This is a genomic window from Roseateles sp. GW821-FHT09G03 (genome assembly GCF_059416045.1).
In genome coordinates this window covers 1-24,096 of record NZ_JBWKOK010000004.1, presented here as the reverse complement: position 1 = coordinate 24,096, position 24,096 = coordinate 1, and the positions used below count along the sequence as shown (strand labels likewise).

The following is a 24,096-nucleotide window of genomic DNA, read 5'->3' as shown; positions in this document are numbered from 1 at the left end:
TACTCGGTCTCCTGATGGCGGGGCGGCTCTCGCGCCACCCCGCGCTTGACGCACGCCTCGGGCCCGCACGTCGGGCCACTTTTTCGCTCGGGAACAGCAATGAGTCGCACTCACGTCGATCCGCAGATCGCACTCCGGATCGTGCACAAGATCCTCACCGCCGGCTTGATCCTCCTCGGCCTGGTCGTTGGCGGCACGGCGAGCGCCGCGGAGGCCGACGTGCGCCGCGTGTGGCAGATCCTGGACTACCTGGCCGTCGACTACCCGGGGGCGGTGCAGGACGGCAAGATCGTCGCGCAGTCCGAGTACGACGAGATGCGCGAGTTCGCGCAGACCGCGCACGACAAGATCGCCGCGTTGGAGGACAAGCCCGAACGCGCGACCTTGCTGCGCGAGAGTGAGGCCCTTCAGGCGGAGATCGCCGCCAAGTCCGATGCCACCAAGGTCGGCGGCCTGGCCAAGGCCCTGGCGACGCACCTGATCGCGGTGTACCCGGTTCCGCTCGCCCCCGGCGTGTTGCCCGACCTGAAGCTGGGCGCCTCGGTCTATGCGGCGAACTGCGCGGCCTGCCATGGCGCATCGGGTCATGGCAACGGCCCCTTGGCCAAGCAGCTGGACCCCAAGCCGATCGCGTTCACCAACCACGACCGCGCGCGCCAGCGCAGCGTGTTCGCCCTGTACCAGGCGGCCAGCCAGGGGATCGCCGGAACGGCGATGCCGGCGTTCGGTCAACTCTCCGAGGAGGAGCGATGGGCGGTCGCAATGTACCTGGGCACCTTCGCGCATGACGACAGGCAGCGCGAGCAGGGGCAGCAACTCTGGAAGGCGTCGCAGAAGGTCCGCGACGAGGTGACCGGCATGGACCACTTCGTCCGGCTGACGGAAGCGGAGCTCGCCGGCTCCCTCGGCGACGAGCAGGCCGCCGCCACGATGGCCTATCTCCATGCGCATCCCGAGGCCCTGGCCTCGCCTCGCGCTAACCGCCTCACCTTGGCGCGCGAGCGCCTGCATCAAAGCGTGGCCGCGTTCAAGGCAGGCCATCAGAAGGAGGCCGCCGAGCTCGCGTTGTCGTCCTATCTCGACGGCGTCGAACCCTACGAACAAGCGCTGGCGGCCCGTGAGGGATCCCTGAAGGACCAGATCGAAGTGGCCATGGGCCAGTACCGCTCGCTGATCGCGTCGAAGGCGCCGGTCCAGGATGTCGAAGCCGCCGCGGCCCGCATCGACGGGCTGTTCAACGACGCGGACCACGTGCTGGCCGCGTCCGGCGCCGATTCGACCGCGGCCTTCTTCGGCAGCCTGACCATCCTCCTGCGAGAAGGCATCGAGGCGCTGCTGGTCGTCGTCGCCATGATCGCCTTCCTGCGTCAGGCCAAGCGTCCGGACGTGCTGCCGTACGTGCATGCCGGCTGGATCGGCGCGCTGGCCGCGGGCGGCGTCACCTGGGCCATCGCGACCTACGCGGTCTCCATCAGTGGCGCCAACCGCGAGGTCACGGAGGGCCTGTCGAGCCTGTTCGCCGCCGTCGTGCTCTTGAGCGTCGGCATCTGGATGCATCAGAAGAGCGTGGCAGGTCAATGGCAGGCCTACCTGCGCGAGCGCATGTCCGAGGCGCTCGGCCGCCGGTCCGCCTTCTTCATGTTCGGCCTGGCCTTCGTGGCGGTCTATCGCGAAGTGTTCGAGACGATCCTGTTCTACGCGGCGCTGTGGGGCCAGGGCAATGACGGCGCGATCCTGGCGGGCCTGGGCGTGGGTGTGCTCTGCCTGGTGCTCATCACGGTGCTCCTGCTCCGCTACAGCGCCCGGCTGCCGATCGGGAAGTTCTTCTCCGTGAGCTCATGGCTGGTGGCCATCCTGGCGGTCGTCCTGACCGGGAAGGGCGTGGCCGCGCTGCAGGAAGCGGGCTGGTTGGCGCCGAGTGCGTTGTCCGCGCCGCGGCTGGAAGTGCTGGGCGTCTATCCGTCGGTGATCGGCCTGACGGCGCAGGGACTGGTGCTGCTGCTGGTGTTGGGATTCTTCCTGCGCAATGCCAGATCAAGGCCCGCGAGCGCGGGGAAATGAGCTGAGCCTCAGCCATCGCCAGCGTCGATGCTTCAAGGCATGACGACGTGACCGGCCAACGTCGCGGGCCACTGACCGGTCAGCACGAGTTCGCGGATCACCTCGTCGACGAGGTCGCTCACCGCGCGCGCCGCCGGGCCGGGTGAGCGGGTCAGCGCGAAGCAGCTGCAGATGGTCCGCCGGATCTCCGGATCGCGGATCACGGCCTGGCGCAGGCGGCCCTGCCGCAGTTCCTCGCTCACCGAGCCCGGCGACAGGATCGTGTACGCGAGTCCCGCGGCGACGGCGCTCTTCACCGCGGGCAGCGAGTCGATCTCGGCCACCACGTCGAGCGCGACGCCGTTCGCCCGGCAGGCGGCGTCGATGATGCGACGCAGGCCGTGCTCGGTGTTGGGCAGGATCATCGGCAGCCGGCTCAACTCGCGCAGCGAGACCTCGCGTGCCAGGGCTTGCGCGCCGGCGCCCGCGGCGCCCACCAGCACCAGTTGTTCCGTGAGGAGCTGCCGTTGCGACAGCCACGGCTCCTGGCGGTCCTCGAAGAGGATGCTGAGTTCCAGCCGCCCCGCCTGCAACCATTCGCGCAGGAAGCCGCTGTGGCTTTCGACGATGCGCAGCCGCACCAGCGGCAGCCGCGTCCGGACCAGGCGGAGCAGCGGCACCGTGGCCGCCAGCGCGACGGTCGTGGGCAGGCCCAGGATGACTTCGCCGGCGAGGTGCTGTCCGTCTGCCAGCACCGATGCCTTGGCGGCCTCGAGTTCCGCCAGCACCTTGCGCGCATGCTCGACGAAGCGGCGGCCGTTGTCGGTCAACGCCATGCCGCGGCTGGAGCGGATGAACAAGGTCGCGCCGAGTTCCTCCTCCAGCGCCACGATGTGCTGGCCCAGCGCGGGCTGCGCCAGGTGCAGCAGCTTGGAGGCTTTCAGCAGGCTGCCGGCGTCGGCGACGCCGATCAGGTACCTCAGCTGGCGCAGTTCCACGACTCGATCTCCCGGCCTGTCCCCATGTCGGGACCTTCGCACCATACCGAAGTGCGCGACCGGTGGTCTCGCGACGATGCGCCAATCGCGCGTCCAGGGCCTTGGCACAATGCGCGGCATGAGCGACACGACTTCCCCTGCGGCCTCCTCGGCGGCCCCGGCAGCGACCGACACCGCCCGTCCCGACGGTTTCCTCCGCGTGCGCGCGGCGTTGCGCGCGCTGTCCCACGAGCATGAGCCGCGCTGGCTCGAGGTCTCGGCCCGCAGCTCGCAGGAGGCCGCCGACGCCCTCGGCGTCGCGCTCGGACAGATCGCCAAGAGCGTCGTCTTCAAGCGCAAGTCCGACGGCGCCGCGGTGCTGGTGATCGCGTCCGGCGACAAGCGCGTCGACGAGCGCAAGCTCGAGGTCCACACCGGCAAGCTCGGCCGCGCCGATGCCGACTATGTGAAGGCCAGCACCGGCTTCTCGATTGGCGGCGTGTCGCCGCTGGGCTTCCAGCCGGCGGAGGAGGGCGCGCCGCCGCAGCTGTTCATCGACCAGGAGCTGTTCCGCTTCGATGCGATCTGGGCCGCGGCCGGCCATCCGAACGGCGTGTTCCTGATGACGCCTCAACAGCTGGTCGCGCTGACCGGCGCGCCGGTGATCGAGGTGGCCCAGTCATGAGCGCTTCGACCTTGATGCCGGTCACCGCCGACAACGTCGCGCGCACGCCCGAAGGGCGAGTCGCCTCGCCCTGCATCAACATCTGCAAGATGCACGAGCCCACCGCGCTGTGCCGCGGCTGCGCGCGCACCATCCCCGAGATCGCGGGCTGGAGCAAATCCGACGATGAATCGCGGATCCGGCTGCTCAACCTGCTGCCCGAACGTCGGGCGCTGCTCGCGTCTCACGGCGCCCTCGCGACGGCGCCGCTGCGCGATTGAGGGCGGCGCACGGCCACGCCCCCACCTCACCCCGACCCGCTTCCGCCCCGCGGGAGAGGGCGTAGACAGCGACGCGACGAGGAAACCTCCGACCATGCGCACCATCGATTTCTACTTCGACCCGATCTCGCCCTACGCGGCGCTCGCCTTCGAGCGTCTGCCCGAGGCGCTGGCCGGTCGCAGCGTCGCGGTCCGGTACCTGCCCATCCTCTTCGGCGCGATGCTGAAGTCGCTCGCCCACAAGGGCCCGGCCGAGATCCCCGGCAAGCGCGACTGGACCTACCGCCAGGTGTCGTGGCTCGGCCACCGGCTCGGCGTGCCGCTGGACCTGCCGGCGGCGCACCCGTTCAACCCGCTGCCGTTGCTGCGCCTGTTGTGGGCCACCGCGCCGGCGGACCAGACGCCGGGCCGCTACGCGGTCGAGCGCGTCTTCCACCATGTCTGGCGCGGCGGGCTCGATGCGGCGGATCCGCAGCGTCTCGCCGAGCTGTCGGCGGATCTCGCGACCATGCGCGATCCCGCCTCGGCCGAGGTCAAGAGCGCGCTGCGCGAAGCCACCGACGCCGCCGTCGCGCGCGGCGTCTTCGGCGTGCCGACAATGGCCGTCGACGACAAGCTGTTCTGGGGCCTCGACGCGATCGACATGCTGACCGGCTACCTCGATGGCGACGCATGGTTCGACGGTCCGGCGTGGGATGCCGCGCGGACCTTGCCGGTGGGCGTGCAGCGCGGTTGAGCGAAGGCGCTTCACCCTCGAATGTCGCCGTAGGGACATACCCTCTGCTGCGGCGCACAGAGGCCGAAATTCCGCATCGAGAAAACCGAAGCAAGGGTTCGACCCGGGTTTGTCAGTCTGAGGCAAGCAAGTCGTCAGAAACGGGTCAGAGCGCGCTCGGATAGTCGCGCCCCAAGGGCCATCGGTCGATGGCTCTGGGAAATCCCGAGGAGACAATCCCATGGCAACTGCAAGCGCAGTGACCACCAATGCGCCGATGACGGCCGAAGAGAAGAAGGTCATCTTCGCCTCTTCGCTGGGCACGGTGTTCGAGTGGTACGACTTCTACCTGTACGGCTCGCTCGCCGCGATCATCGGCAAGCAGTTCTTCACCGGTCTCGATCCGACCGCCCAGTTCATCGCGTCGCTGATGGCGTTCGCGGCGGGCTTCATCGTGCGTCCGTTCGGCGCGCTGGTGTTCGGCCGTCTGGGCGACATGATCGGCCGCAAGTACACCTTCCTGGTGACCATCCTGATCATGGGCCTGTCGACCTTCATCGTCGGCGTGCTGCCCACCTACGAGACCATCGGTCCCGCCGCGGCGGTGATCCTGGTCGGCCTGCGCCTGCTGCAAGGCCTGGCGCTGGGCGGTGAATACGGCGGTGCCGCGACCTACGTCGCCGAGCACGCCCCGCACGGCAAGCGCGGCGCGTACACCTCGTGGATCCAGACCACGGCGACGCTGGGCCTGTTCCTGTCGCTGATCGTCATCCTGGGCACCCGCACGGCGCTCGGCGAGGCGACCTTCGCGGCCTGGGGCTGGCGCATCCCGTTCATCGTGTCGATCCTGCTGCTGGCGATCAGCGTGTGGATCCGGCTGTCGATGAACGAGTCGCCCGCCTTCCAGAAGATGAAGTCCGAAGGCAAGACCTCCAAGGCGCCGCTGTCCGAGTCCTTCGGCCAGTGGAAGAACCTGAAGGTCGTGCTGCTGGCGCTGTTCGGCCTGGTGGCCGGCCAGGGCGTGGTCTGGTACACGGGCCAGTTCTACGCGCTGTTCTTCCTGCAGAGCGTGGTCAAGGTCGATCCGGCCGCGGCCAACATCATGGTGGCCGTCGCGCTGCTGATCGGCACGCCGTTCTTCGTCGTGTTCGGCACGCTGTCCGACAAGATCGGCCGCAAGCCGATCATCATGGCGGGCCTGCTGCTGGCGATCCTGACCTACTTCCCGCTGTTCAAGGCGCTGACCAACGCGGCCAACCCGGACCTGGCGAAGGCCCAGGCGACCGCGCAGATCACGCTGACGACCGATCCGGCGCAGTGCTCCTTCCAGGGCAGCCCGATCGCGCGCGACGTGGACTTCACGACGCCTTGCGACATCGCCAAGCGCGCCCTGGCGCAAGCCGCGGCGAACTATGAGACGGTGCCCGGCGCGGCCGGTACCGGCCAGGTCAAGATCGGCGACAAGGTCATCGATGCGCCGACCGCCACGCTGACCGCCGGCGGCCACAAGTTCGACGAGGACAGCACGAAGAAGATCGCCGCGTTCAAGAAGGACCTGGGCGACGCGATGAAGGCCGCGGGCTACCCGGCCAAGGCCGACCCGGCCAAGGTCAACACGCCGCTGGTGATCGCGATCCTCGCGGTGCTGGTGCTGTACGTGACCATGGTCTACGGCCCGATCGCCGCGATGCTGGTGGAGCTGTTCCCGACCCGCATCCGCTACACCTCGATGAGCCTGCCGTACCACATCGGCAACGGCTGGTTCGGCGGTCTGCTGCCGTCGATCAGCTTCGCGATGGTGGCGCAGAACGGCAACATCTATCACGGCCTCTGGTACCCGATCGGCATCGCCGCGCTCACCCTGGTGATCGGCCTGCTGTTCGTCCGCGAGACCAAGGACGTGGACATCTACGCCCGCGACTGAGCGAGCGCAAGCACGATGGCATCGGCGCTCCGGCGCCGATGCCGCCAACGACAAGGGCGGCCGAGAGGCCGCCCTTGTTCTTTTCCGCGCTTCAGTTTCTGCTTCAGCCAGCAGCCTTCATCTGCTGCGCCTTCGCAAGCACCGAGGACGCGTACTCGGCGGCCTTGATCTCGCGGCCGTAGGAGTCGGTGGCGCCCGGCGCCCAGTTGTCGCCGCCGTTGTACTTCTGCAGCATGTTGGTGGCGTCGCCGCCCTTGTCCGCGAGGATCACGCCGGCCATGGCGACTTGGTCCTTGGGATCGTTGTGGTCGTAGGCGTGTCCCATCTTTTCCTGGAACTTGCCGGCGTAGGCCTGGCGGGTGCCGGGCTCGACCTGCATCAGGCCGTCGCCCGCGCTCGGGCTGCCGTTCAGACCCTTGCCGAACTGGCTTTCCTTCTCCATCTGCGCGGCCAGGATGTAGGGGTCGACACCGGTCTTCCTGCCGGCCTCCTGGCAGTCCTTCCACAGCTCCGCGGGCATGCCGGCGGGGCCCTTGCCGCCGCTGGTCGAGGAGACATCGCCCACGCCCGACGGCGAGCCGGCGTTCGACACCGGCGGCGCATAGGACGGTTGCTGGGCCTGATAGGCGTTGTTCGGTTGGTAGGGGTTGGACGCGCCTTGCGGGCCGCCGGCGCCCGATGCGCCCTGGGGACCGCCCACGCCCTGCGGGGCACCCGTGCCCGAAGCACCCGACGGGCCACCGCCGCCGCCTCCACCACCGCCTTGCGCGCCTTGCTGCTGCTGTTGCAGCGCCTTCATGATCTCGTTGATCAGGAGGTTGAGGATCTGGAGGATCACCTCGGTCAGTCTGGCCTGGATCTCGGCCGCGCCGCCCGGCGCCTGCGACAGGCCCTGGAGGCCTCCCGCCTGGCCGAGGGAATCGAGGCCGCCCAGGCCACCAAGGCCTCCGAGCGGTTGGGTCTGGAAGCTCACGGACATGGCAGGTCTCCTTCTGGGGTTGCTGACGACAAAAGGCCATCTTGGGCACTCGTGCGCGCGCCGCCGGTCGGATCCGAAGCTGCGTCCCGATCTCCGAAGACGTCACGAAGACATCACGAAGGCATTGCGGAGATCGGCGCGGGCTGCGCTGCTTCGCGTCGAGGGCGAAGACTTCGCGATGCGAGCGTCGATCGTCTCGACGGCATGCAAGGCTCATCGAGAGCGGCCACCCGTGAGCAACCACCATGTACCTGCAGTCCCCTCCTTCCTTCGACAGCACCGCCCCGTTCGACCCCATGTCGGGCAGCGGCGGCGGGTTTGCTTCCGTGCTGCCCGCGCCGGAAGCGTCCTGGACCGGGCGACGCATCCTGTCCGCGTGCCTGCTGCTGGCCAGCCGGATCGGCCGCCACGACGAGGCCGCGCCGATCGCGGCGGCGCTCGCGCTCGACCTGGGCGACGAGCGGGCCGTCAAGGTGCTGATGGCGGTCGGCGCGCTGCTGGGCGGGGACGCTTCGGTGGGCCGCGCGGAGCTCGCGAGCGAGCAGCATTCCGGCGAGGCCGATGCCGCCACGCTGGTGTTCGCGATGGTCGACCGGCTGGCGGGCGGCCAGCACGAGTGGCGGCCGCTGGTCGAGCGGGTGCTGTCCACCAGCAGCGACCCGACGTGGCGTGCGATCGCTTATGCGATCGAGCAGATCGGCTGAGCCGACCCGCGTCACGCCTGGATACAGGCGGCGCTCAGCCTGCTGTCAGCCTCGCTTCCCACAATGGCCTCCGACCCGGTCAGTCTGTCGCGACCGGCAACCTCAAGAGGATCACGGAACCATGTGGAAAATCGTCGTTGGATTCATCGTCTTCGCTGCCATCGCGCTGTTCGTGCTGATGAAGAGCGGCGGCAACATCGACCTGACGGGCGAGAAGCACGACGTGACCGGTGGCCACGCGGATCAGGCCGCGAGCGACGCGGCCTCGGCGGCGATGGCGGCGGCCTCCGCGGCGTTGCCGGCTGAAGCGGCTTCCGTGGCCGCGTCGGGCGCTTCGCAGTAAGCGACGCCCTCAGCGACGCAGTCAGCGTCGCGGACCCGGGGACGGATCAACCGACCCGGTCCTCGCTGGCGGCGCGCAGCGGCGCGTCGACCGGCAATCGCATCATCATCCACGTGCCTTCGCCCGGCCGTGAGATCACCTCGATCTGGCCACCCAAAACGTTCGTTACGATGTTGTGCACGATGTGCATGCCCAGGCCCGATCCGCCCTTGCCGAGCTTGGTCGTGAAGAAGGGATCGAAGATCCGGCGCACGATGGACGCGTCCATGCCGTGGCCGTTGTCGTCGACGCAAAGCTCCACCATCGCCTCGTCGAGCCGGTGGCAACTGACGCGCACCTCGCCTGTCGTCTCGCCCTCGAAGGCGTGGACCAGCGTGTTCATCAAGAGGTTGGTCAAGACCTGACCCAGCGCGCCGGGATAGCTGCTCATGCGCAGGTCCGGCTGCAGGTCGGTGACGATGCGGAAGGGCGTGTGCTTGAAGCTCGGCTCGACCATCACGAGCACGTCCTCCACCACTTGCGCCAGCTCGAAGTCGCGCCGCGTGTCGCTGGTCTGGTCGATCGCGACCTGCTTGAAGTCCCGCACGAGGTCGGCCGCCTTCTGCACGTTGCGATGCAGGATGTCCTGGCCGCGCCGCGTGTCCTTGACGAGTTCCTCCAGCTGGCTGCGCCGCATCGGCGTGTTGTCGGTCAGCATGCGGTCGAGCTTGCCCCAACGGTCCTCGAGCGCGGACACCACCGTCAGTGCATTGCCCAGCGGCGTGTTCAGTTCGTGCGCGACACCGGCGACCAGCCGGCCCAGCGAGGCCAGCTTCTCCGACTCGACCAGCTCGCGCTGTGCCGTCTTGAGGTTGGCCAGCGCCTGCGTGAGGTCGGCGTTGGATTCGGTCAGCTGGGCGGTGCGCTGCGCCACCTGGTCCTCGAGCGTGCTGGCATGACCCCGCAGGTCGTCGAAGGCCTTCAGCAGCGCGAGCCGCATGCGCTCCATCGCCTTGCCGACGCGGGCGATCTCGTCCTCGCCGCCGAAGGCCAGCGGCTTGTCGAGCTGTCCCGACGCGAGTTCGTCGGCCGCCTCGGACAAGCGGGCCATCGGGCGCAGCACGCGGCGCTGCATCACGACGAGGATCAGCGCCAGCGACACCGTCAGCGTCAGCAGGCTGCGCCACAGCGCGTTCCAGAGATCGTCGCGCTTGCGCGCCATCAGCGGTTCGGCGCTCATGACGACTGTCAGCTTGGCGATCTCGCGGCCGTCGCGCAGCACGGGGCGTGTCTCGCTGAGCGTCATCGCATCGTCGGGCGTGCCGCGATGGAATTCGACGAAGGCCTGCTGCGCGGCGTTCTCGGTCACGACCACCGAGACGAAGCGCGGATCGTCGACCTGCGCCTTCACCATCGGCTCGGCCAGGTCGGGCGAAACCTGCCAGATCGGCTCCGCCAGCGACAGCGCCAGCACCTCCGACACGCGCGACAGGTCGCGCTGCAGGTCCTCCATCACGACGCGGCGGCTCAGCTGCTGCTCGTACAGCAGCACGCCGCCGGTCGGCAGGGCCAGGCCCGCCAGCAGCGCCAGGATCACGGCACTGCGCAGAGAAGTCTTCATCAGGGCCACGTCCGTCCCTCTGTCCATCCCTTGTGACGACGGATTATGCGGGTCGACGGTGACGGCCTCATGCGGCGAAACGCTCATCCGCCGCCAGCACGGTCACGCGGTTGCGGCCCTGGGCGCGCGACGCCTGCAGCGCCTGGTCGGCGCGGGTTATGAAGTCCCGCGCGCTCTCGCCCTGGCCGAGCTGCGTGACGCCCACCGACAGGCTCAGGCGCCGGTCCGCATCCGCCTGCAGCTGCGCAACGCCATGGCGCAACTGCTCGGCGAGCGTGTAGGCCTCGTGCAGGCCGGCGCCCGGGATGAGCAGCGCGAACTCGTCGTCTTCGATGCGCGCGGCGACGTGGTGGCTCTGGGCGATGCTGCGCACGGTGTTGGCGACCTGCTGCAGCGTGTCGTTCAGGCGCGCTTCACCGAGGCGCTCGCGCAGCGCCGGGAAATCGTCGACGTCGCCCAGCAGCAGGCAGGGGGCCGTCGGCGAGCCGGCATCGGGGCTCCGCAGGCAATCGGCCAGCGCGCGGTCGAAGCCGCGGCGGTTGCTCAGTCCCGTCAGCGGGTCCAGCAGCGCCTCGCTGCGGGCCCGGTGGACCTCCTGCCGCAGCGAGGCGACCTCCTGGCGGCTGGCCTCCAGCTTCGCCACCAGGCCGTGGACCGCGTGGCCCATGTCGTGCGTGCCTTGCAGCGCGGCGGCCAGCACCTGGACATGCTGCCCCGGCGCCGCGTTGCGCAGCGAGCGCTCCCAGCCCTGCAACGCTCGCGCGTATTGCTGCACCTGCTGCCCGGCCTGGTCGGTGCAGTCGGAGACGCCGCGCAGCACGTCGCCGACGTCCTGCGCCAGCGTCACGGCCATCTGCTCGTCGAGCTCGGCGATGTGCTTGCGATAGAGCGCCCAGGTCTGCGGCTCGTCCAGCGTCGCGCCGTCCTGGGTCAGCCCCATCAACTCGCGGCTGAGCGCGCCGTTCATCGCGGTCACATGCTCGTACCAGACGGCATACGTGACCGGATGCAGCGCGGCACGCTGTCTCGACATCAACGGCAAGGCGGTGCGCAACGCTTGCGCGCTGGCGGCAATGCTCTCGGTGTATCTCATCGGCAGGGTCCCTCGCAGGTCCGGAACCTGTCACGTCCGTCGACGCGCGGTCCCTTGTCATTTCCTATCCCCACTGCTGCCGTCCGCTGCTTCATGGCGCGGCAGGCGCTTCCGGACTTCGGCGTCATGGGGCCAGGTCTTGAGGGCGCCACCGCACATTGGCGGCGCGGCTCGCAACTATTCACGCGGGAAGGGACAGGGCAGGGGACAAGGTGGGCAAGCGTGCATTGCCCCTTCGCGAATGCGGCCCGCGCCCCGATTCCTAGAATCGGCCGCATGAGCAGTTCCCCTTCCGCGGCGCCGGTCGCCCCTTCCGATGCGGCTTCCGCGCGCGTGCCGCTCAGCGGGCTGCTGCTCGCCGTCGGCGGCGCGATCGGGTTCTCCGGCAAGGCGATCATCGTCAAGCTCGCCTATCGCCACGGCGTCGACGCCATCACCCTCCTGATGCTGCGCATGCTGCTCGCGCTGCCGCTGTTCCTGCTGCTGGCCTGGTGGGCCGGCCGCGGCAAGCCGGCGCTCACGGGACGCGAGAAGCTCGCCGTGCTCGGCCTGGGTTTCAGCGGCTACTACCTCGCGAGCTTCCTGGACTTCGCCGGCCTGGCCTATGTCAGCGCGAGCTTCGAGCGGCTCATCCTGTACCTCAACCCGACCATCGTGCTGCTGCTCTCGTGGGCGATGTTCGGACGCCGCGTGACGCTGCGCCAGGCGGGCGCGCTGGCGGTCAGCTACGCCGGCGTCCTGCTCGTCTTCGGGCACGAACTGCAGGTGGCGGGCGCCAACGTGTGGCTCGGCGGCGCGCTGGTGTTCGGCAGCGCGGTGTCGTACGCGCTGTACCTGGTCTACAGCGGCGAATGGGTCAAACGCCTCGGCGCCATGCGGCTCACCGGGCTGGCGACGTCGGTCGCCTGCGGCTTCTGCATCGCGCAGTTCCTGCTGACGCGGCCGGTGTCGGGGCTGGCGGATCTCGCGCCGGCGGTGTGGTGGCTGTCGGTGCTGAACGCGCTGGCCTGCACCTTCGCGCCGGTGCTGATGGTCATGATGGCGATCGAACGCATGGGGGCGGGTGTCGCCGCGCAGACGGGCATGGTCGGCCCCATGTCCACGATACTGATGGGCGTGCTGATCCTCGACGAACCGCTGACCGGCTGGGTCGTCGCGGGCACGGTGCTGGTGCTGGGCGGCGTGTGGCTGCTCGCGCGCCAGCGGCGCTGAGCCGACGAATCAAGAACGGAGATCGACATGGACTTGGGACTGACGGGCAAGTGGGCCCTGGTGTGCGCGGCCTCGAAGGGCCTGGGCGCGGGCTGCGCCGAGGCGCTGGCCGCCGAAGGCGTCAACGTGGTGATCACCGCGCGCGGTGAGGAGGCGCTGCAGGCGCAGGCCGCGAAGCTGCGCGCGCTCAACCCCGCCGTGCAGGTCGTGGCCGTGGCCGGCGACATCACGACCGAAGCTGGTCGCGCCGCCGCGCTGGCCGCCGCGCCGCAGGTGGACATCCTGATCAACAACGCCGGCGGTCCGCCGCCCGGCGACTTCCGCGACTGGGACCGCGAGCAGTGGCTGGCCGCGCTGGAAGCCAACATGCTGACGCCGATCGCGCTGATCAAGGCGACGGTCGACCAGATGGCCGGTCGCGGCTTCGGCCGCATCGTCAACATCACCTCGGGCGCGGTGAAGGCGCCGATCGACGTGCTGGGCCTGTCCAACGGCGCGCGTTCGGGGCTGACCGGTTTCGTCGCGGGCATCGCGCGCCAGTCGCGCATCGCCGGGCGCAACGTGACGATCAACAACCTGCTGCCCGGCGCCTTCGACACGGAGCGTCTGCAGAAGACGATGGCCGCCGGCGCGCAGAAGTCGGGCCAGCCGGTCGACGACGTGCGCGCCAAGCGCATGGGCGCGATCCCGGCGCAACGCTTCGGCAGCGCGGCGGAGTTCGGCGCGATCTGCGCGCTGATGTGCTCGGCGCATGCGGGCTACCTGACCGGGCAGAACATCCTGCTGGACGGCGGGTCGTACCCGGGGACGTTCTGATCGTCGGCGCCGGCTTCGCGAGGCCGGCGCTTCCCCTCGACGGGCCTTCAGCGCTTGGCTGAGGAGACCAGGATCCCCGCCGCGATCAGCGCGAAGGCCGCGCCGTGGAACCACGCCGGCCATTCGCCCAGCAGTGCGGCCGACATCAGCGCCGCGAAGACCGGCGTGAGGTTGCCGAAGAAGGCCGCCAGCGTCGGCCCCGCCTGGGCCACGCCCAGTCCCCAGCAGCGATAGGCAATCAGCGACGGCCCGATCGCGACGTAGAGGAGCGCCGCCACCAGCGGCCAGCCCCATTGCACCGGCGGCACGCCGACGGCTTGTTCCACGCCTGCTGAGGCCCAGCCGAAGGCCAGGCCGAACAGCATCTGCGCCATCAGCAGCGCGGCCCAGTCCCAGTCGGGACGGCGCTCGCCCTGCATGTGCGCGGGCGGCCGCGCCAGCAGCCAGCTGTAGAAAGCCCAACTGAGCACGGCCAGCAGCATGAGAACGTCGCCGACGACGAACTGCACCTGCGCCAGACGCTCCAGGTGACCGCGCGAGATCACCAGCGCCACGCCCGCCAGCGAGAGCACTGCGCCGGCCAACTGGCGGCGCGTCGGCCACACGCGGTAGAGCAGGGCGCCGACGGCCAGCATCCAGACCGGCAGGCTCGCGGCGATCAGCGTGACGTTGAGGGCCGTGGAGCTGTGCAGCGCCTGGTACTGCAACGCGTTGTAGCAGCCCATGCCCAGCAGACCGGTCAGTGCGAAGTAGCCCCAGCGGGCGCGCAGCGGGGTCAGGTCTTGCAGCAGCGCGCGCGCCGGCCGCGCGATCAGCACCAGCAGCACGAAGGCCAGCGTCCAGCGTGTCGCGTTGAGCAGCAGCGGCGGCACCAGCGGCCCGACCGATCGCCCGACGACCGCGTTGCCCGCCCACAGCAGCGGCGGCAGCGTCAGCATCAGGGCCAGTCGTGGGGTCAACGTCATTGCGGCGAAGCGCTGGAGTCGCGAGACTGGCACGATAGCCGCGATCGGCGCGTCGGGCGACGCGCGAGCGACATCCCCCCCTTGAGGAGAACCCTGATGAGCGACAGAGCCGTGCGCATCTCGCAACCCGGCGGACCGGAGGTCCTGACGATTGAATCCGTCGAGGTCGGCGACCCGGGCCCCGGAGAGATCCGCATCCGCCACGCGGCCTGCGGCCTCAACTACATCGACATCTACCACCGCAGCGGCGTCTACCCGCTGCCGTTGCCGACGGGGATCGGCATGGAGGGGGCGGGTGTCATCGAGGCGGTGGGCGATGGCGTGACCCATCTGAAGGTCGGCGACCGTGCCGCGTACGCGAGCCAGCCGATCGGCGCTTATGCGACCGCGCGCGTGATGCCGGCGAAGTGCGTCGTGAAGCTGCCGGACTTCCTGAGCTTCGAGCAGGGCGCCTCGATGATGCTCAAGGGCATGACGGTGCAGTACCTGCTGCAGCGCACGCTGCCGCAGGGGGGCCTGCAGCCCGGGGACCATGTGCTGTTCCACGCGGCCGCGGGCGGCGTCGGCCTGATCGCCTGCCAGTGGGCGAAGGCGCTCGGGCTGAGGCTGATCGGCACTGCCGGCAGCGATGCGAAATGCCAGCTCGCGCTCGATCATGGCGCCGAGTTCGCGATCAACTACTCGAAGGAGAACTTCGCCGATCGCGTCAAGGAGATCACCGGCGGCCAGGGCGTGAAGGTCGTCTACGACTCGGTCGGCGCGTCGACCTGGGAAGGCTCGCTGGCGAGCCTGCGGCCCTTCGGACTGATGGTCAGCTTCGGCAACGCGTCCGGCGTGGTGCCGCCGGTGCCGCTGAAGGCGCTGTCGGCGTCGGGGCTCTACCTGACGCGGCCGTCGCTGTTCGTGCACCTCTCGTCGCTCGAGGCGACGCAGGAGATTTCAGGCGCTCTGTTCGATGCCGTCGAGCGTGGCGTGGTGAAGATCGAGGTCGAGCAGCGTTATCCGTTCGACGAGGTGCAGCGCGCCCACCGCGAGCTGGAAGCCCGCACGACGACAGGCTCAGGCGTGCTGCTGGTTTGAACCGGTGGCCGCGGAGAGCGGTGGATCCAGATCGGCCGCCACCGTCTCCGCGTCCAGCAGCGCGTCGTTGGCGCTGTCGTCGGCCCGGGAGTCGTGCCTGGGCTCCCTGGCTTCCCTGAGTTCAGTGTCGCGCTCGTCGGTGACGATGCGTTGCGGCGCGGGCAGATCGTCGAGGCCCGCGGGCACGGTGTCCGCGCCGAAGTCGGTGGCCGGCTCGCCATCGAGGGAACCTGCCGTCGTTTCATGCACGTCCACGTCGACGGTCTCGGTGCGCAGCACCTCGTCCAGCACCAGCGGCTGCGACACCTTGATCTCGAAGCTGAAGCAGGAGCCCGCGCCGGGCTGGCTCTCCACCTGGACCTCGCCGCCCATCAGCTCCACCAGGCGCTTCACGATGGTCAGGCCCAGGCCGGTACCGCCGTAGCGGCGCGTGATGCTGCCGTCGGCCTGCGTGAACGGGCTGAAGATCTGCGCGATCTGCTCGCGCGTCATGCCGATGCCGGTGTCGTGCACCGCGATGCGCAGGCGCAGCGGACCCGCGTGGGCCGGCTCGGCGCCGCCGCCATCGCTGTCCACGCGCTGGATGTCGACGCGGACCTCGCCCTTCTCGGTGAACTTCAACGCGTTGCCGACGAGGTTCACCATGATCTGGCGCAGCCGCAGCGCGTCGCCCAGCAGATGCTGCGGCACGCCCGGCTGCACGCGCGCGTGCAGTTGCAGGCCCTTCTCGTGCGCTTGCAGCAGCAGCGGGTGCAGCGCCTCGCGCAGGCAGTCGTGCAGGCTGAACGGCGCCTGGTCGATGATCACGCGGCCGGCCTCGATCTTGGCGATGTCCAGCAGGTCGTTGATGATGACCATCAGCCCTTTGGCCGAACTGTGCGCGAGCTCGATGAACTTGCGCTGGCGCTCGTTGAGCTCGGTCTGCAGGACCAGCTCGGTCAGGCCCAGCACGCCGTTCATCGGCGTGCGGATCTCGTGGCTCATGTTGGCCAGGAAGGAACTCTTGGCCTGGCTGGCGGCTTCGGCGGCTTCGCGCGCGGCCTCGAGTTGCGCCTGCGTGGCCTTGAAGTCGCCGATGTCGCGCGCGTTGAGCTGCAGCACGACCTCGCCGCTGACCGGGTCGCGCATCGGGCGCGCATCGACGGCGTGCCAGCGGCGGCCGTTGGCGGTGTTGATCTCCAGTTCGGCGCCGAAGGTCTGTCCGCCGCGCACCTGCGCGACGATGCGGCGCGCCAGGTCGGGTTCCGGGAAGATCGCGCTGAAGTCGGTCGCGCCGATGGTCTTGCGCAGGCCGTTGAAGCACATCGCCGCGGCGGGATTGCGCATCAGCACGCTGCCGTCTCGCAGCGAGAACACCGCGATCCGCACGGAGGTGTGCTGCAGCGCCTCGACACCGCGCAGCAGGCTCTTGTCGACGCCGCTGACCAGCGAGTCCGCCGCGAACAGCATCACCTGGCGCTTGTCGGGCGTGCGGATGCCGCGGGAGACCAGCATCACCGTCGTCGGCTGGCCCTTGGGATAGAGCGTCCACTGCTCGCGGACCAGCTTCCCCTGCGTGTGATCGGCGGCGGTCACCGCCAGCCGCTCCGCGACCGAGGGGCTCATGTCGCTGAGATCGCGGGAGAGGAATTCCTCGGCGCTGTCGGCGCGCCAGAAACCCAGCGCGGCGGCATTGGCCCAGAGGTTGCGCTGACGCTCCTGGTCGTAGACCCACATGGGCACATCGAGCCAGTCATAGTGGGTCAGGCAGGAGAAGTCGAGCATGGGGGCGAGGCCCTGTTCTTGGTTACGTTTGGTCGCAGCGGATTGTCGCCGTCGGCCGTGTCCTGTCCATGGTCGCGATGTCCACTTCGTCACGTCGAAGGCCCACGCGTGCCGAACCGTCCGCGCCCGCGTGACGGCCTCCCTCTTCAGGACAAAGGCTATGCGGGCGGGCGTGCGGACGCCAGCCTCGTTTCTCCGGAGGAACCCTCGGTCCGAGGGGCGTTCGGGGGAGGGCGCGCTCCCGCGCGCCCGGTGCTCAGCCGCGCTTGACGCGGCGCAGTTCGTCCCAGATCAGCAGGACGGCGCCGATGGTGATGGCGCTGTCGGCAATGTTGAAGGACGGGTAGTACCAGCCGGCCCAGTGCAGCTGGATGAAGTCGACGACGTAGCCGTGCAGCAGCCGGTCGACGATGTTGCCCACCGCGCCGCCCAGGATCAGGCTGAGCGCCCACGCGAACTGCGTCTGGTGGCCGTGGCGGCGCAGCATCCAGACGATGAAGATCGTCGCCGCGACGCCGAGTCCGACGAAGAACCAGCGCTGCCAGCCCGACGCGCCCGCCAGGAAGCTGAACGCCGCGCCGGTGTTGTGGACCCGCACCAGGTTGAAGAAGGGCAGCACGTAGTGACTGTCCCCGTACTGGAAGCTGTGCAGGATCAGGACCTTGGTGAACTGATCGGCCACGATGACCAGCAGGGCGATCGCCAGCCACTGGATCAGGCGGTTGTTCGACGAGGACGGAGACTTGGTGGCCATGGATGCTGCGGGATGGAGACTGCGTGACGGAGACGTCGGGCGGAACCCGCAACTGTAGCGCCCGCCGAGGCCTGGCCGTGCGGCTAGAGTGCGGCCCGGGGAGCCGCGCTCGATGCGTTTCCGATGACGACCCGATGATGAACGGATGACGGCCCGATGAGATTGCGCGTGAAGATCCTGCTGCTGGCGCTGCTGCCGCTGGTGGCCTCGCTGCTGCTGATCGCGGTGGCGGTGCGCCAGCAGGAGCGCGAGCTGCTCGCCCGCGAGCATGCCGCCGTGCAGCGCGCCTACATGGACGCGCGCCGCGATGAGCTGCGCCACTACGTCGAACTGGCCGTCAGCACGCTGCAGCCGCTGTACGAGCGCTCGCCCGCGATCGCCGCGCGGACCACCGACGCCGATGTCGAGCGCGACAAGCGCGAGGCGCTGCGGCTGCTGTCCTCGCTCGACTACGGCGAGGACGGCTATTTCTTCGTCTACGACCTGCAGGGCCGGGTGCTGATGCATTCGCGCCAGCCGGAGCTGCTGGGCCGCGACCTGTGGGGCCTGCGCGATCCGCTGGGCCGGCCGACGATCCAGCAGCTGGTCGAACAGGCCCGGGCCGGCGGCGGCTATGTCGAGTACCTCTGGCGCAAGCCGTCCAGCGGCGAGATGGCGCCCAAGCTGGGTTATGTCGTCGCGATGGAGCGCTGGAACTGGATGCTGGGCACGGGCCTGTACCTGGACGGCATCCGCGCGACGCTGGAGCAGCTCGACCGCGAGGCGCAGGCCAACATCGCGCGGACGATGTGGGGCATCGCGGCGATCGCGGTGTTCGGCGTCGCGTTGATCAGCGCGTCCGCGCTGGCCTTGAACCTCAGCGAACACCGCCAGTCCGAGGCCCGGCTGCGCGCGCTGGCGCACGAGGTCGTGCGTTCGCAGGAGGACGAGCGCGCGCACCTCTCGCGCGAGCTGCATGACGGCGTCAGCCAGACCCTGGTGTCGACCAAGCTGCTGATCGAATCGGCGCAGCAGGCGGGTTCGACCACGCTGTTGCCGCGCGCGCTGGAGCGGCTCAACGCCAGCCTGAGCGAGGTGCGCGGCCTGTCCCATCGCCTGCGCCCGGCGCTGCTCGACACGCTGGGATTGCCGGCCGCGCTGGAGCATCTCGCGCGGGAGTTCGACGAGGCGGGCGCGGTGTCCGTGGCCATGAGCGTTTCCGGCACGCCGCGCGAACTGCCGGAGCTGCTCAACACGGTGCTGTTCCGCGTCGCGCAGGAGGCGTTGACGAATGTCGCCAAGCACGCCGGCGCGGCGCGCGTGGAGATGGCGCTCGAGTTCGCGCCGGAGCCATCCCGCGGCGATGGGGGCGCGGTGCTGCTGCGCGTGCTCGACGACGGCACGGGTTTCGATCCCGCCGATGCCGAACGCGCCGATCCCAGCCAGGGCATCGGCCTGCGCAACATGCGCGAGCGGATGGCCTCGGTCGGCGGCGTCCTGGACCTGCAGTCCAGTCCGGGCCACGGCACGCAGGTGGAGGCCATCGTGCCCGCGTCGGCGATCAGCCGCCTGGCGCGCGACAATCCCTCGCCATGACTACCGACCCGTCCTCCAGCACCTCGACGGCCGCCGCGGCCGATGCGACCGCCGCCGACGCCGCGGCCGCATCGGCCGGCACGACCACGCCCGTCCGGATCCTGCTGGTCGACGACCACCCGCTGGTGCGCGAGGGCGTGCGCTCGCGCCTGCAGGGCGAGGTGCGCTACCTCGTCGTCGGCGAGGCCGGCACCGCGGAGGAGGCGATGATGATGCTGATCGCCACGCAGCCGCAGGTCGTGCTGCTGGACGTCGGCCTGAAGGGGCACAACGGCATCCAGCTCGCGCAGACGATGCTGGAACGCGTGCCCGACCTGCGCGTGCTGATGTACAGCATGTACGACAACCCCGAGTACGTGCAGCGCGCGCTGCAGGCCGGCGCGCGCGGCTATGTGCTCAAGGATGCGCCGGCGGGCGAGATCGTCGCGGCGATCGACGCGGTCGCGGCCGGCGGCACCTTCCTCAGCCCGGGCGTCTCCAAGCGGATGTTCCGCAGCCAGCAGCCCCGGCCCATCCTCTCGCCGCGCGAGAGCGAGATCCTCTCCGCGCTCGCCCGCGGCGAATCCAGCAAGCAGATCGCTCGCACCCTCGACCTGTCCGTGAGGACCGTCGAGACCCACCGTCAGAACATCAAGCGCAAGCTCGACCTCGAAGGCCAGGCGGAGCTGATCCGCTATGCCGTGGAGCACGCGCGCGGACTGCATCGCGATCCCGTCTGACGGGCGCTGGCGCCAGGTTGGCGCTGGACGGAGCGCGTGAAGAACCGGGCGGTGAAACCGGCGTGACGCGGGCGCTGACAGAGGGAGCTTCCTCCCGACCTGCCGCGCCATGTTGCCCTCTGCATCCGGTGCTTTCCGAAGCGCCTCTTCGATGCCGCCCGACCAGCGGCCCGCTGTCCTGCCCCCGTCCGTTGCCGCGGAAGCCGGTCCCGCGCCGTCCGCTGGGGCCCACCGCTGGCTGGCTGAACTCGAAGGGCCGGAGACCTGGGTGTCGACGGACCAGCCCGATCACCACGCGGCTTTCCTCTTCGACATCGGCGTCTGCCTGCAGGGGATGGGCATCTTTCCGGCCGGCATGGCGCCGCTGGTCAGCTGGGCGTTCTTCGACCGGTGCAAGGCGGGACGCGTCCTGATTGCGCAGGATCCGGACGCGGGGTCCACCGCGTGCTGCCGTCCCTGGCTCTGCGGATTCTTCGCGTATGACGGCAGTGCGCACATCGGCCTCGGTGAAGTGCGCGACGTCGGCGGCGAGGCCCATCCGGTGATGCAGGTCAGCCGGCCGTTCTGGGCCAGCCTGGTGTTCGAACTGGCGGCCCAGGCGTCCCGACGCTGTCACGAGTCCCGCGGACAGACGGCGCCGGACTGCTGCCGCGACGGCATCGCGTTGCGGGCGGGTCTGGTCCGCCACTTGCGAAGCCAGCCGGCGATGGCGGAACGGCTGACGATGCGGCATCCGCTGGCGCGGCGTTTCGAGCCGCCGCCCTTGTCCGCCGACTCCGCGGAGTCGAACCGTCAAGCCTCCTTCGAGAAACTGGGAAAGAAGTCCCGGGCCTGCGATTACCGGCCGCCGATCGATCTTCTGCGCGTGATGTTCTCGAACCACCACTTGCGCGAGAAGGCGCTGCGCTGCAACAACCTTGAACGCGTGGCCCGCGCGCTTCGCGTCAGCCCGACGGCGCTACGAGCCGCCTTCAACACCGAATGTGTGGGACTGCCGATCACGATGCTTGGTGCGCAGTGCCTGCATCCGGAACTGGTCCGCGGTGTTTCCGATGCTCCGCGTGCCGGGATCTCGGAGGCACGGTCGTGGCGGGCCGCGACCGCCATGGACATGTTCGAGCGGGGAGAGGACCTGGCGGACGCCTTGAGTCGCGGGATCGTGCGGATGGGGGCGGTGAAGGCCACGCGGTGGGAGCCACCGGAGGCGACCGTGGGGTCTGAGGGTTGACCCCTACGTGCTCCCACGTCCCGGACCTAGTCCGTGCAACGGATGTGAGAAACGTCACAGGAACGGAAACTGCCGCCGCAAGACAGCCCGCGCGTGTCGACGTCCTTCGTGGCCGCCGGGCGCGCGACGATAAAAGGAGACATCGATGTCGAACATGAGTCGCCACCTCGCCTGGGCGGGCGTGGCCATCCTCGGGGCCTTCGCCCTGGCCACCGTCGCGCTGGCGAACGGTGAAGCGGTCAGCGCGTTGTGGGTCGTCGTCGCGGCGATCTGCGTGTACCTGATCGGCTACCGCTACTACAGCCTGTTCCTGGCCACCAAGGTCCTGGGCCTGGACCCCACCCGCAAGACGCCGGCCTGGAAGTACAACGACGGCCTGGACTTCGTCCCGACCCACAAGTACGTGCTGTACGGCCACCACTTCGCCGCGATCGCCGGCGCCGGCCCGCTGGTCGGTCCGGTGCTGGCCGCGCAGATGGGCTATCTGCCGGGCCTGCTCTGGATCCTGGCCGGCGTGATCTTCGCCGGCGCGGTGCAGGACTTCATCGTGCTGTTCATCTCGACGCGCCGCGACGGCCGCTCGCTGGGCGACCTCGTCAAGCAGGAGATGGGCACGGTGCCCGGCGTGATCGCGCTGTTCGGCGCCTTCATGATCATGATCATCATCCTGGCGGTGCTGGCGCTGATCGTCGTGAAGGCACTGGCGGGTTCGCCCTGGGGGACCTTCACCGTGGCGGCGACCATCCCGGTGGCGCTGTTCATGGGCGTCTACCTGAGATTCATCCGTCCGGGCCGCATCGGCGAGGTCTCCATCATCGGCTTCGTGCTGCTGATGCTGGCCATCATCGGCGGCCAGTGGGTGCATGAGAGCCCCGCCTGGGCGCCGCTGTTCACCTACGACGGCAAGGCGCTGACGTGGATGCTGATCGGCTACGGCTTCGTCGCCGCCAGCATCCCGGTGTGGCTGCTGCTGGCGCCGCGCGACTATCTGTCCACGTTCCTGAAGATCGGCACGATCATCGCGCTGGCCATCGGCATCGTGATCGTCGCCCCGCCGATGCAGATGCCGTCGTTCACGCAGTTCGCGGCCGGCAACGGCCCGGTGTGGTCGGGCAACCTGTTCCCCTTCCTGTTCATCACCATCGCCTGCGGCGCGGTGTCGGGCTTCCACGCGCTGATCAGCTCGGGCACCACGCCCAAGATGCTGGACAACGAGGTCAACGCCCGCTTCATCGGCTACGGCGGCATGCTGGCCGAATCCTTCGTCGCGGTGATGGCGCTGGTGGCGGCCTCGTGCATCGAGCCGGGCGTCTACTTCGCGATGAACAGCCCGGCCGCGCTCGTGGGCACGACCCCCGACCAGGTGGCCGCGACGCTTTCCACCTGGGGCTTCGTGATCACGCCGGAGATGCTGGTGCAGACGGCCAAGGACGTCGGCGAGAACACCATCCTCGCGCGCGCCGGCGGCGCACCGACGCTGGCGGTTGGCATGGCCCACATCCTGCATCAGGTGGTCGGCGGCAAGGCGATGATGGCCTTCTGGTACCACTTCGCGATCCTGTTCGAGGCGCTGTTCATCCTGACCGCTGTCGACGCCGGCACGCGCGCCGGCCGCTTCATGCTGCAAGACCTGCTGGGCACCTTCGTCCCGGCGCTGAAGCGCACCGAATCGCTGCCGGCCAACCTGATCGCCACCGGCCTGTGCGTGGCGGCCTGGGGCTACTTCCTGTACCAGGGCGTGGTGGATCCGCTGGGCGGCATCAACACGCTGTGGCCGCTGTTCGGCATCGCCAACCAGATGCTGGCGGCCGTCGCGCTGCTGCTGGGCACGGTGGTGCTGTTCAAGATGAAGAAGGACCGCTATGCCTGGACGACGATCCTGCCGGCGGCCTGGCTGCTGATCTGCACGATGACGGCCGGCTGGCAGAAGATCTTCAGCGACGATCCGAAGGTGGGCTTCCTGGCGCATGCCGCGAAGTACGCGGACTCGCTGGCGGCGGGCAAGGTGCTGGCACCGGCCAAGAGCCTGGACGCGATGGAGCGCGTGATCTTCAACGACCGTCTGGACGCGGCGCTGTGCGGGCTCTTCATGTTCGTGGTCGTGAGCGTGCTCGTGTACAGCGTGAAGGCGGTGCTGAAGGCGCGAGCCGAGCGCAAACCGTCGGTTCACGAAACGCCGTTCGAGCGCATGCCTGAAGGCGCGACGGCGGGTGGTCATGCTTAAGCAGGCGGCCGAGGTCGCGGCGCAGGCGGCGCAAGCCGCGCTGTCGACCGCGTCCGATGTCCTGCAGGCGGGGCGCTACATGGCGCGCGGCGTGCGCCAGCAACTGATCGGTGCCGACTACGGCGCCTATCTGGCGCACATGGCCCGTACGCACCCGGACGACGCCCCGCTGAGCTACGAGGCTTTCTTCCGCGAGCGCCAGGAGGCGCGCTACAGCTCCCGCACCGGCCGTTGCTGCTGAGCGCTGACGAAGCGAAGGCGAGCGCGAGCGCGAGCGCGAAGGCGGACGTGGAGACGGCGCAAGGTCGCCCGGGGCCGGCGGAGTGGTCGAGCCCCGGACTGACTTGGGGCGCCGTCTGTTCGAGGTTCTATGGTTCCTTTCAAGCTCCAAGGGACGAGAGCATCGCTGGATTGAATCGTTGCCCACTGTTCCAGAGGG

At 69.4% G+C, this 24,096-nt stretch carries 22 protein-coding genes; 15 read left to right on the top strand and 7 right to left on the bottom strand.

Going from position 1 to position 24,096, the window contains the following annotated elements; translation table 11 throughout:
* Positions 1 to 99: 99 nt before the first annotated feature.
* Positions 100 to 2,061: an FTR1 family protein gene (locus AC07OZ_RS15590; protein WP_495468011.1), complete on the top strand. Its 1,962-nt coding sequence runs from the start codon at positions 100 to 102 to the stop codon at positions 2,059 to 2,061.
* A gap of 32 nt (positions 2,062 to 2,093) precedes the next feature.
* On the opposite strand, the gene AC07OZ_RS15585 is transcribed toward AC07OZ_RS15590, so the two are convergent.
* Positions 2,094 to 3,038 (bottom strand): LysR substrate-binding domain-containing protein, encoded by a 945-nt coding sequence (locus AC07OZ_RS15585; RefSeq protein WP_495468010.1) that lies wholly within the window; start codon positions 3,036 to 3,038, stop codon positions 2,094 to 2,096.
* Between the two features lie 118 nt (positions 3,039 to 3,156).
* On the opposite strand from AC07OZ_RS15585, the gene AC07OZ_RS15580 reads away from it, so the two are divergent.
* From AC07OZ_RS15580 to AC07OZ_RS15565, 4 genes are all read left to right on the top strand, one after another.
* Positions 3,157 to 3,702, top strand: coding sequence for a YbaK/EbsC family protein (locus AC07OZ_RS15580; protein WP_495468009.1), 546 nt, complete (start codon positions 3,157 to 3,159; stop codon positions 3,700 to 3,702).
* Positions 3,699 to 3,962: a DUF1289 domain-containing protein gene (locus AC07OZ_RS15575; RefSeq protein ID WP_495468008.1), complete on the top strand. Its 264-nt coding sequence runs from the start codon at positions 3,699 to 3,701 to the stop codon at positions 3,960 to 3,962. The genes AC07OZ_RS15580 and AC07OZ_RS15575 overlap by 4 nt, the downstream gene beginning before the upstream one ends.
* 94 nt (positions 3,963 to 4,056) lie before the next feature.
* Positions 4,057 to 4,698 (top strand): 2-hydroxychromene-2-carboxylate isomerase, encoded by a 642-nt coding sequence (locus AC07OZ_RS15570; RefSeq protein ID WP_495468007.1) that lies wholly within the window; start codon positions 4,057 to 4,059, stop codon positions 4,696 to 4,698.
* A 220-nt stretch (positions 4,699 to 4,918) separates the two neighbouring features.
* Positions 4,919 to 6,601 (top strand): MFS transporter, encoded by a 1,683-nt coding sequence (locus AC07OZ_RS15565; protein ID WP_495468006.1) that lies wholly within the window; start codon positions 4,919 to 4,921, stop codon positions 6,599 to 6,601.
* 103 nt (positions 6,602 to 6,704) lie between these two features.
* On the opposite strand, the gene AC07OZ_RS15560 is transcribed toward AC07OZ_RS15565, so the two are convergent.
* Positions 6,705 to 7,580 carry a transglycosylase SLT domain-containing protein gene (locus tag AC07OZ_RS15560; RefSeq protein WP_495468005.1) on the bottom strand — a complete coding sequence of 292 codons (876 nt, stop codon included), beginning with the start codon at positions 7,578 to 7,580 and terminating at the stop codon, positions 6,705 to 6,707.
* 245 nt (positions 7,581 to 7,825) lie between these two features.
* Here AC07OZ_RS15560 and AC07OZ_RS15555 point away from each other — a divergent pair, with 245 nt between their 5' ends.
* Both AC07OZ_RS15555 and AC07OZ_RS15550 read left to right on the top strand, forming a co-directional pair.
* Positions 7,826 to 8,284: a hypothetical protein gene (locus tag AC07OZ_RS15555; RefSeq protein WP_495468004.1), complete on the top strand. Its 459-nt coding sequence runs from the start codon at positions 7,826 to 7,828 to the stop codon at positions 8,282 to 8,284.
* 121 nt (positions 8,285 to 8,405) lie between these two features.
* Positions 8,406 to 8,627 (top strand): hypothetical protein, encoded by a 222-nt coding sequence (locus AC07OZ_RS15550; protein WP_377156019.1) that lies wholly within the window; start codon positions 8,406 to 8,408, stop codon positions 8,625 to 8,627.
* Positions 8,628 to 8,673: 46 nt separating this feature from the next.
* On the opposite strand, the gene AC07OZ_RS15545 is transcribed toward AC07OZ_RS15550, so the two are convergent.
* Both AC07OZ_RS15545 and AC07OZ_RS15540 read right to left on the bottom strand, forming a co-directional pair.
* Positions 8,674 to 10,227 (bottom strand): sensor histidine kinase, encoded by a 1,554-nt coding sequence (locus tag AC07OZ_RS15545; protein ID WP_495468003.1) that lies wholly within the window; start codon positions 10,225 to 10,227, stop codon positions 8,674 to 8,676.
* A gap of 67 nt (positions 10,228 to 10,294) precedes the next feature.
* Entirely contained in the window at positions 10,295 to 11,320 is a 1,026-nt protein-coding gene (locus AC07OZ_RS15540) for a GGDEF domain-containing protein (RefSeq protein WP_495468002.1), read from the bottom strand.
* Positions 11,321 to 11,596: 276 nt separating this feature from the next.
* Here AC07OZ_RS15540 and AC07OZ_RS15535 point away from each other — a divergent pair, with 276 nt between their 5' ends.
* Both AC07OZ_RS15535 and AC07OZ_RS15530 read left to right on the top strand, forming a co-directional pair.
* On the top strand, positions 11,597 to 12,532 hold the full coding sequence (locus tag AC07OZ_RS15535; RefSeq protein WP_495468001.1) for a DMT family transporter: 936 nt from the start codon (positions 11,597 to 11,599) through the stop codon (positions 12,530 to 12,532).
* Positions 12,533 to 12,559: 27 nt separating this feature from the next.
* Positions 12,560 to 13,348: an SDR family NAD(P)-dependent oxidoreductase gene (locus AC07OZ_RS15530; RefSeq protein ID WP_495468000.1), complete on the top strand. Its 789-nt coding sequence runs from the start codon at positions 12,560 to 12,562 to the stop codon at positions 13,346 to 13,348.
* A 47-nt stretch (positions 13,349 to 13,395) separates the two neighbouring features.
* Here AC07OZ_RS15530 and AC07OZ_RS15525 read toward each other — a convergent pair whose 3' ends face one another.
* Positions 13,396 to 14,313 carry a DMT family transporter gene (locus AC07OZ_RS15525; RefSeq protein ID WP_495467999.1) on the bottom strand — a complete coding sequence of 306 codons (918 nt, stop codon included), beginning with the start codon at positions 14,311 to 14,313 and terminating at the stop codon, positions 13,396 to 13,398.
* A gap of 96 nt (positions 14,314 to 14,409) precedes the next feature.
* On the opposite strand from AC07OZ_RS15525, the gene AC07OZ_RS15520 reads away from it, so the two are divergent.
* The gene (locus AC07OZ_RS15520; protein ID WP_495467998.1) at positions 14,410 to 15,393 is read left to right on the top strand and encodes a quinone oxidoreductase family protein; all 984 of its coding nucleotides are present in this window, start codon (positions 14,410 to 14,412) and stop codon (positions 15,391 to 15,393) included.
* Here the strand turns inward: AC07OZ_RS15520 and AC07OZ_RS15515 are convergent.
* Both AC07OZ_RS15515 and lspA read right to left on the bottom strand, forming a co-directional pair.
* Positions 15,373 to 17,157, bottom strand: coding sequence for a sensor histidine kinase (locus tag AC07OZ_RS15515; RefSeq protein ID WP_495467997.1), 1,785 nt, complete (start codon positions 17,155 to 17,157; stop codon positions 15,373 to 15,375). The two genes, AC07OZ_RS15520 and AC07OZ_RS15515, sit on opposite strands and share 21 nt — an antisense overlap.
* A gap of 256 nt (positions 17,158 to 17,413) precedes the next feature.
* Positions 17,414 to 17,911, bottom strand: a complete 498-nt coding sequence (gene lspA / locus AC07OZ_RS15510) for a signal peptidase II (protein WP_495467996.1) — start codon at positions 17,909 to 17,911, stop codon at positions 17,414 to 17,416.
* A 168-nt stretch (positions 17,912 to 18,079) separates the two neighbouring features.
* Between lspA and AC07OZ_RS15505 the strand changes: the two genes are divergently transcribed.
* From AC07OZ_RS15505 to AC07OZ_RS15485, 5 genes are all read left to right on the top strand, one after another.
* On the top strand, positions 18,080 to 19,486 hold the full coding sequence (locus AC07OZ_RS15505) for a cache domain-containing protein (RefSeq protein WP_495467995.1): 1,407 nt from the start codon (positions 18,080 to 18,082) through the stop codon (positions 19,484 to 19,486).
* Positions 19,483 to 20,205, top strand: coding sequence for a response regulator transcription factor (locus tag AC07OZ_RS15500; protein WP_495467994.1), 723 nt, complete (start codon positions 19,483 to 19,485; stop codon positions 20,203 to 20,205). The genes AC07OZ_RS15505 and AC07OZ_RS15500 overlap by 4 nt, the downstream gene beginning before the upstream one ends.
* A gap of 151 nt (positions 20,206 to 20,356) precedes the next feature.
* Positions 20,357 to 21,433: a hypothetical protein gene (locus AC07OZ_RS15495; RefSeq protein WP_495467993.1), complete on the top strand. Its 1,077-nt coding sequence runs from the start codon at positions 20,357 to 20,359 to the stop codon at positions 21,431 to 21,433.
* A 145-nt stretch (positions 21,434 to 21,578) separates the two neighbouring features.
* Positions 21,579 to 23,657 carry a carbon starvation CstA family protein gene (locus tag AC07OZ_RS15490; protein WP_495467992.1) on the top strand — a complete coding sequence of 693 codons (2,079 nt, stop codon included), beginning with the start codon at positions 21,579 to 21,581 and terminating at the stop codon, positions 23,655 to 23,657.
* A 79-nt stretch (positions 23,658 to 23,736) separates the two neighbouring features.
* A complete protein-coding gene (locus AC07OZ_RS15485) occupies positions 23,737 to 23,898 on the top strand; it encodes a YbdD/YjiX family protein (protein ID WP_495468540.1) in 162 nt (53 codons plus the stop codon).
* The last annotated feature ends 198 nt before the right edge of the window (positions 23,899 to 24,096 follow it).

Excerpts from the sequence above, each read along its gene's own strand:
- AC07OZ_RS15590 (WP_495468011.1), top strand. The coding sequence starts at position 100 with ATGAGTCGCACTCACGTCGATCCGCAGATCGCACTCCGGATCGTGCAC.
- AC07OZ_RS15580 (WP_495468009.1), top strand. The coding sequence starts at position 3,157 with ATGAGCGACACGACTTCCCCTGCGGCCTCCTCGGCGGCCCCGGCAGCG.
- AC07OZ_RS15575 (WP_495468008.1), top strand. The coding sequence starts at position 3,699 with ATGAGCGCTTCGACCTTGATGCCGGTCACCGCCGACAACGTCGCGCGC.
- AC07OZ_RS15570 (WP_495468007.1), top strand. The coding sequence starts at position 4,057 with ATGCGCACCATCGATTTCTACTTCGACCCGATCTCGCCCTACGCGGCG.
- AC07OZ_RS15565 (WP_495468006.1), top strand. The coding sequence starts at position 4,919 with ATGGCAACTGCAAGCGCAGTGACCACCAATGCGCCGATGACGGCCGAA.
- AC07OZ_RS15560 (WP_495468005.1), bottom strand. The coding sequence starts at position 7,580 with ATGTCCGTGAGCTTCCAGACCCAACCGCTCGGAGGCCTTGGTGGCCTG.
- AC07OZ_RS15555 (WP_495468004.1), top strand. The coding sequence starts at position 7,826 with ATGTACCTGCAGTCCCCTCCTTCCTTCGACAGCACCGCCCCGTTCGAC.
- AC07OZ_RS15550 (WP_377156019.1), top strand. The coding sequence starts at position 8,406 with ATGTGGAAAATCGTCGTTGGATTCATCGTCTTCGCTGCCATCGCGCTG.
- AC07OZ_RS15545 (WP_495468003.1), bottom strand. The coding sequence starts at position 10,227 with ATGAAGACTTCTCTGCGCAGTGCCGTGATCCTGGCGCTGCTGGCGGGC.
- AC07OZ_RS15540 (WP_495468002.1), bottom strand. The coding sequence starts at position 11,320 with ATGAGATACACCGAGAGCATTGCCGCCAGCGCGCAAGCGTTGCGCACC.
- AC07OZ_RS15535 (WP_495468001.1), top strand. The coding sequence starts at position 11,597 with ATGAGCAGTTCCCCTTCCGCGGCGCCGGTCGCCCCTTCCGATGCGGCT.
- AC07OZ_RS15530 (WP_495468000.1), top strand. The coding sequence starts at position 12,560 with ATGGACTTGGGACTGACGGGCAAGTGGGCCCTGGTGTGCGCGGCCTCG.
- AC07OZ_RS15525 (WP_495467999.1), bottom strand. The coding sequence starts at position 14,313 with ATGACGTTGACCCCACGACTGGCCCTGATGCTGACGCTGCCGCCGCTG.
- AC07OZ_RS15520 (WP_495467998.1), top strand. The coding sequence starts at position 14,410 with ATGAGCGACAGAGCCGTGCGCATCTCGCAACCCGGCGGACCGGAGGTC.
- AC07OZ_RS15515 (WP_495467997.1), bottom strand. The coding sequence starts at position 17,157 with ATGCTCGACTTCTCCTGCCTGACCCACTATGACTGGCTCGATGTGCCC.
- lspA (WP_495467996.1), bottom strand. The coding sequence starts at position 17,911 with ATGGCCACCAAGTCTCCGTCCTCGTCGAACAACCGCCTGATCCAGTGG.
- AC07OZ_RS15500 (WP_495467994.1), top strand. The coding sequence starts at position 19,483 with ATGACTACCGACCCGTCCTCCAGCACCTCGACGGCCGCCGCGGCCGAT.
- AC07OZ_RS15495 (WP_495467993.1), top strand. The coding sequence starts at position 20,357 with ATGCCGCCCGACCAGCGGCCCGCTGTCCTGCCCCCGTCCGTTGCCGCG.
- AC07OZ_RS15490 (WP_495467992.1), top strand. The coding sequence starts at position 21,579 with ATGTCGAACATGAGTCGCCACCTCGCCTGGGCGGGCGTGGCCATCCTC.
- AC07OZ_RS15485 (WP_495468540.1), top strand. The coding sequence starts at position 23,737 with ATGGCGCGCGGCGTGCGCCAGCAACTGATCGGTGCCGACTACGGCGCC.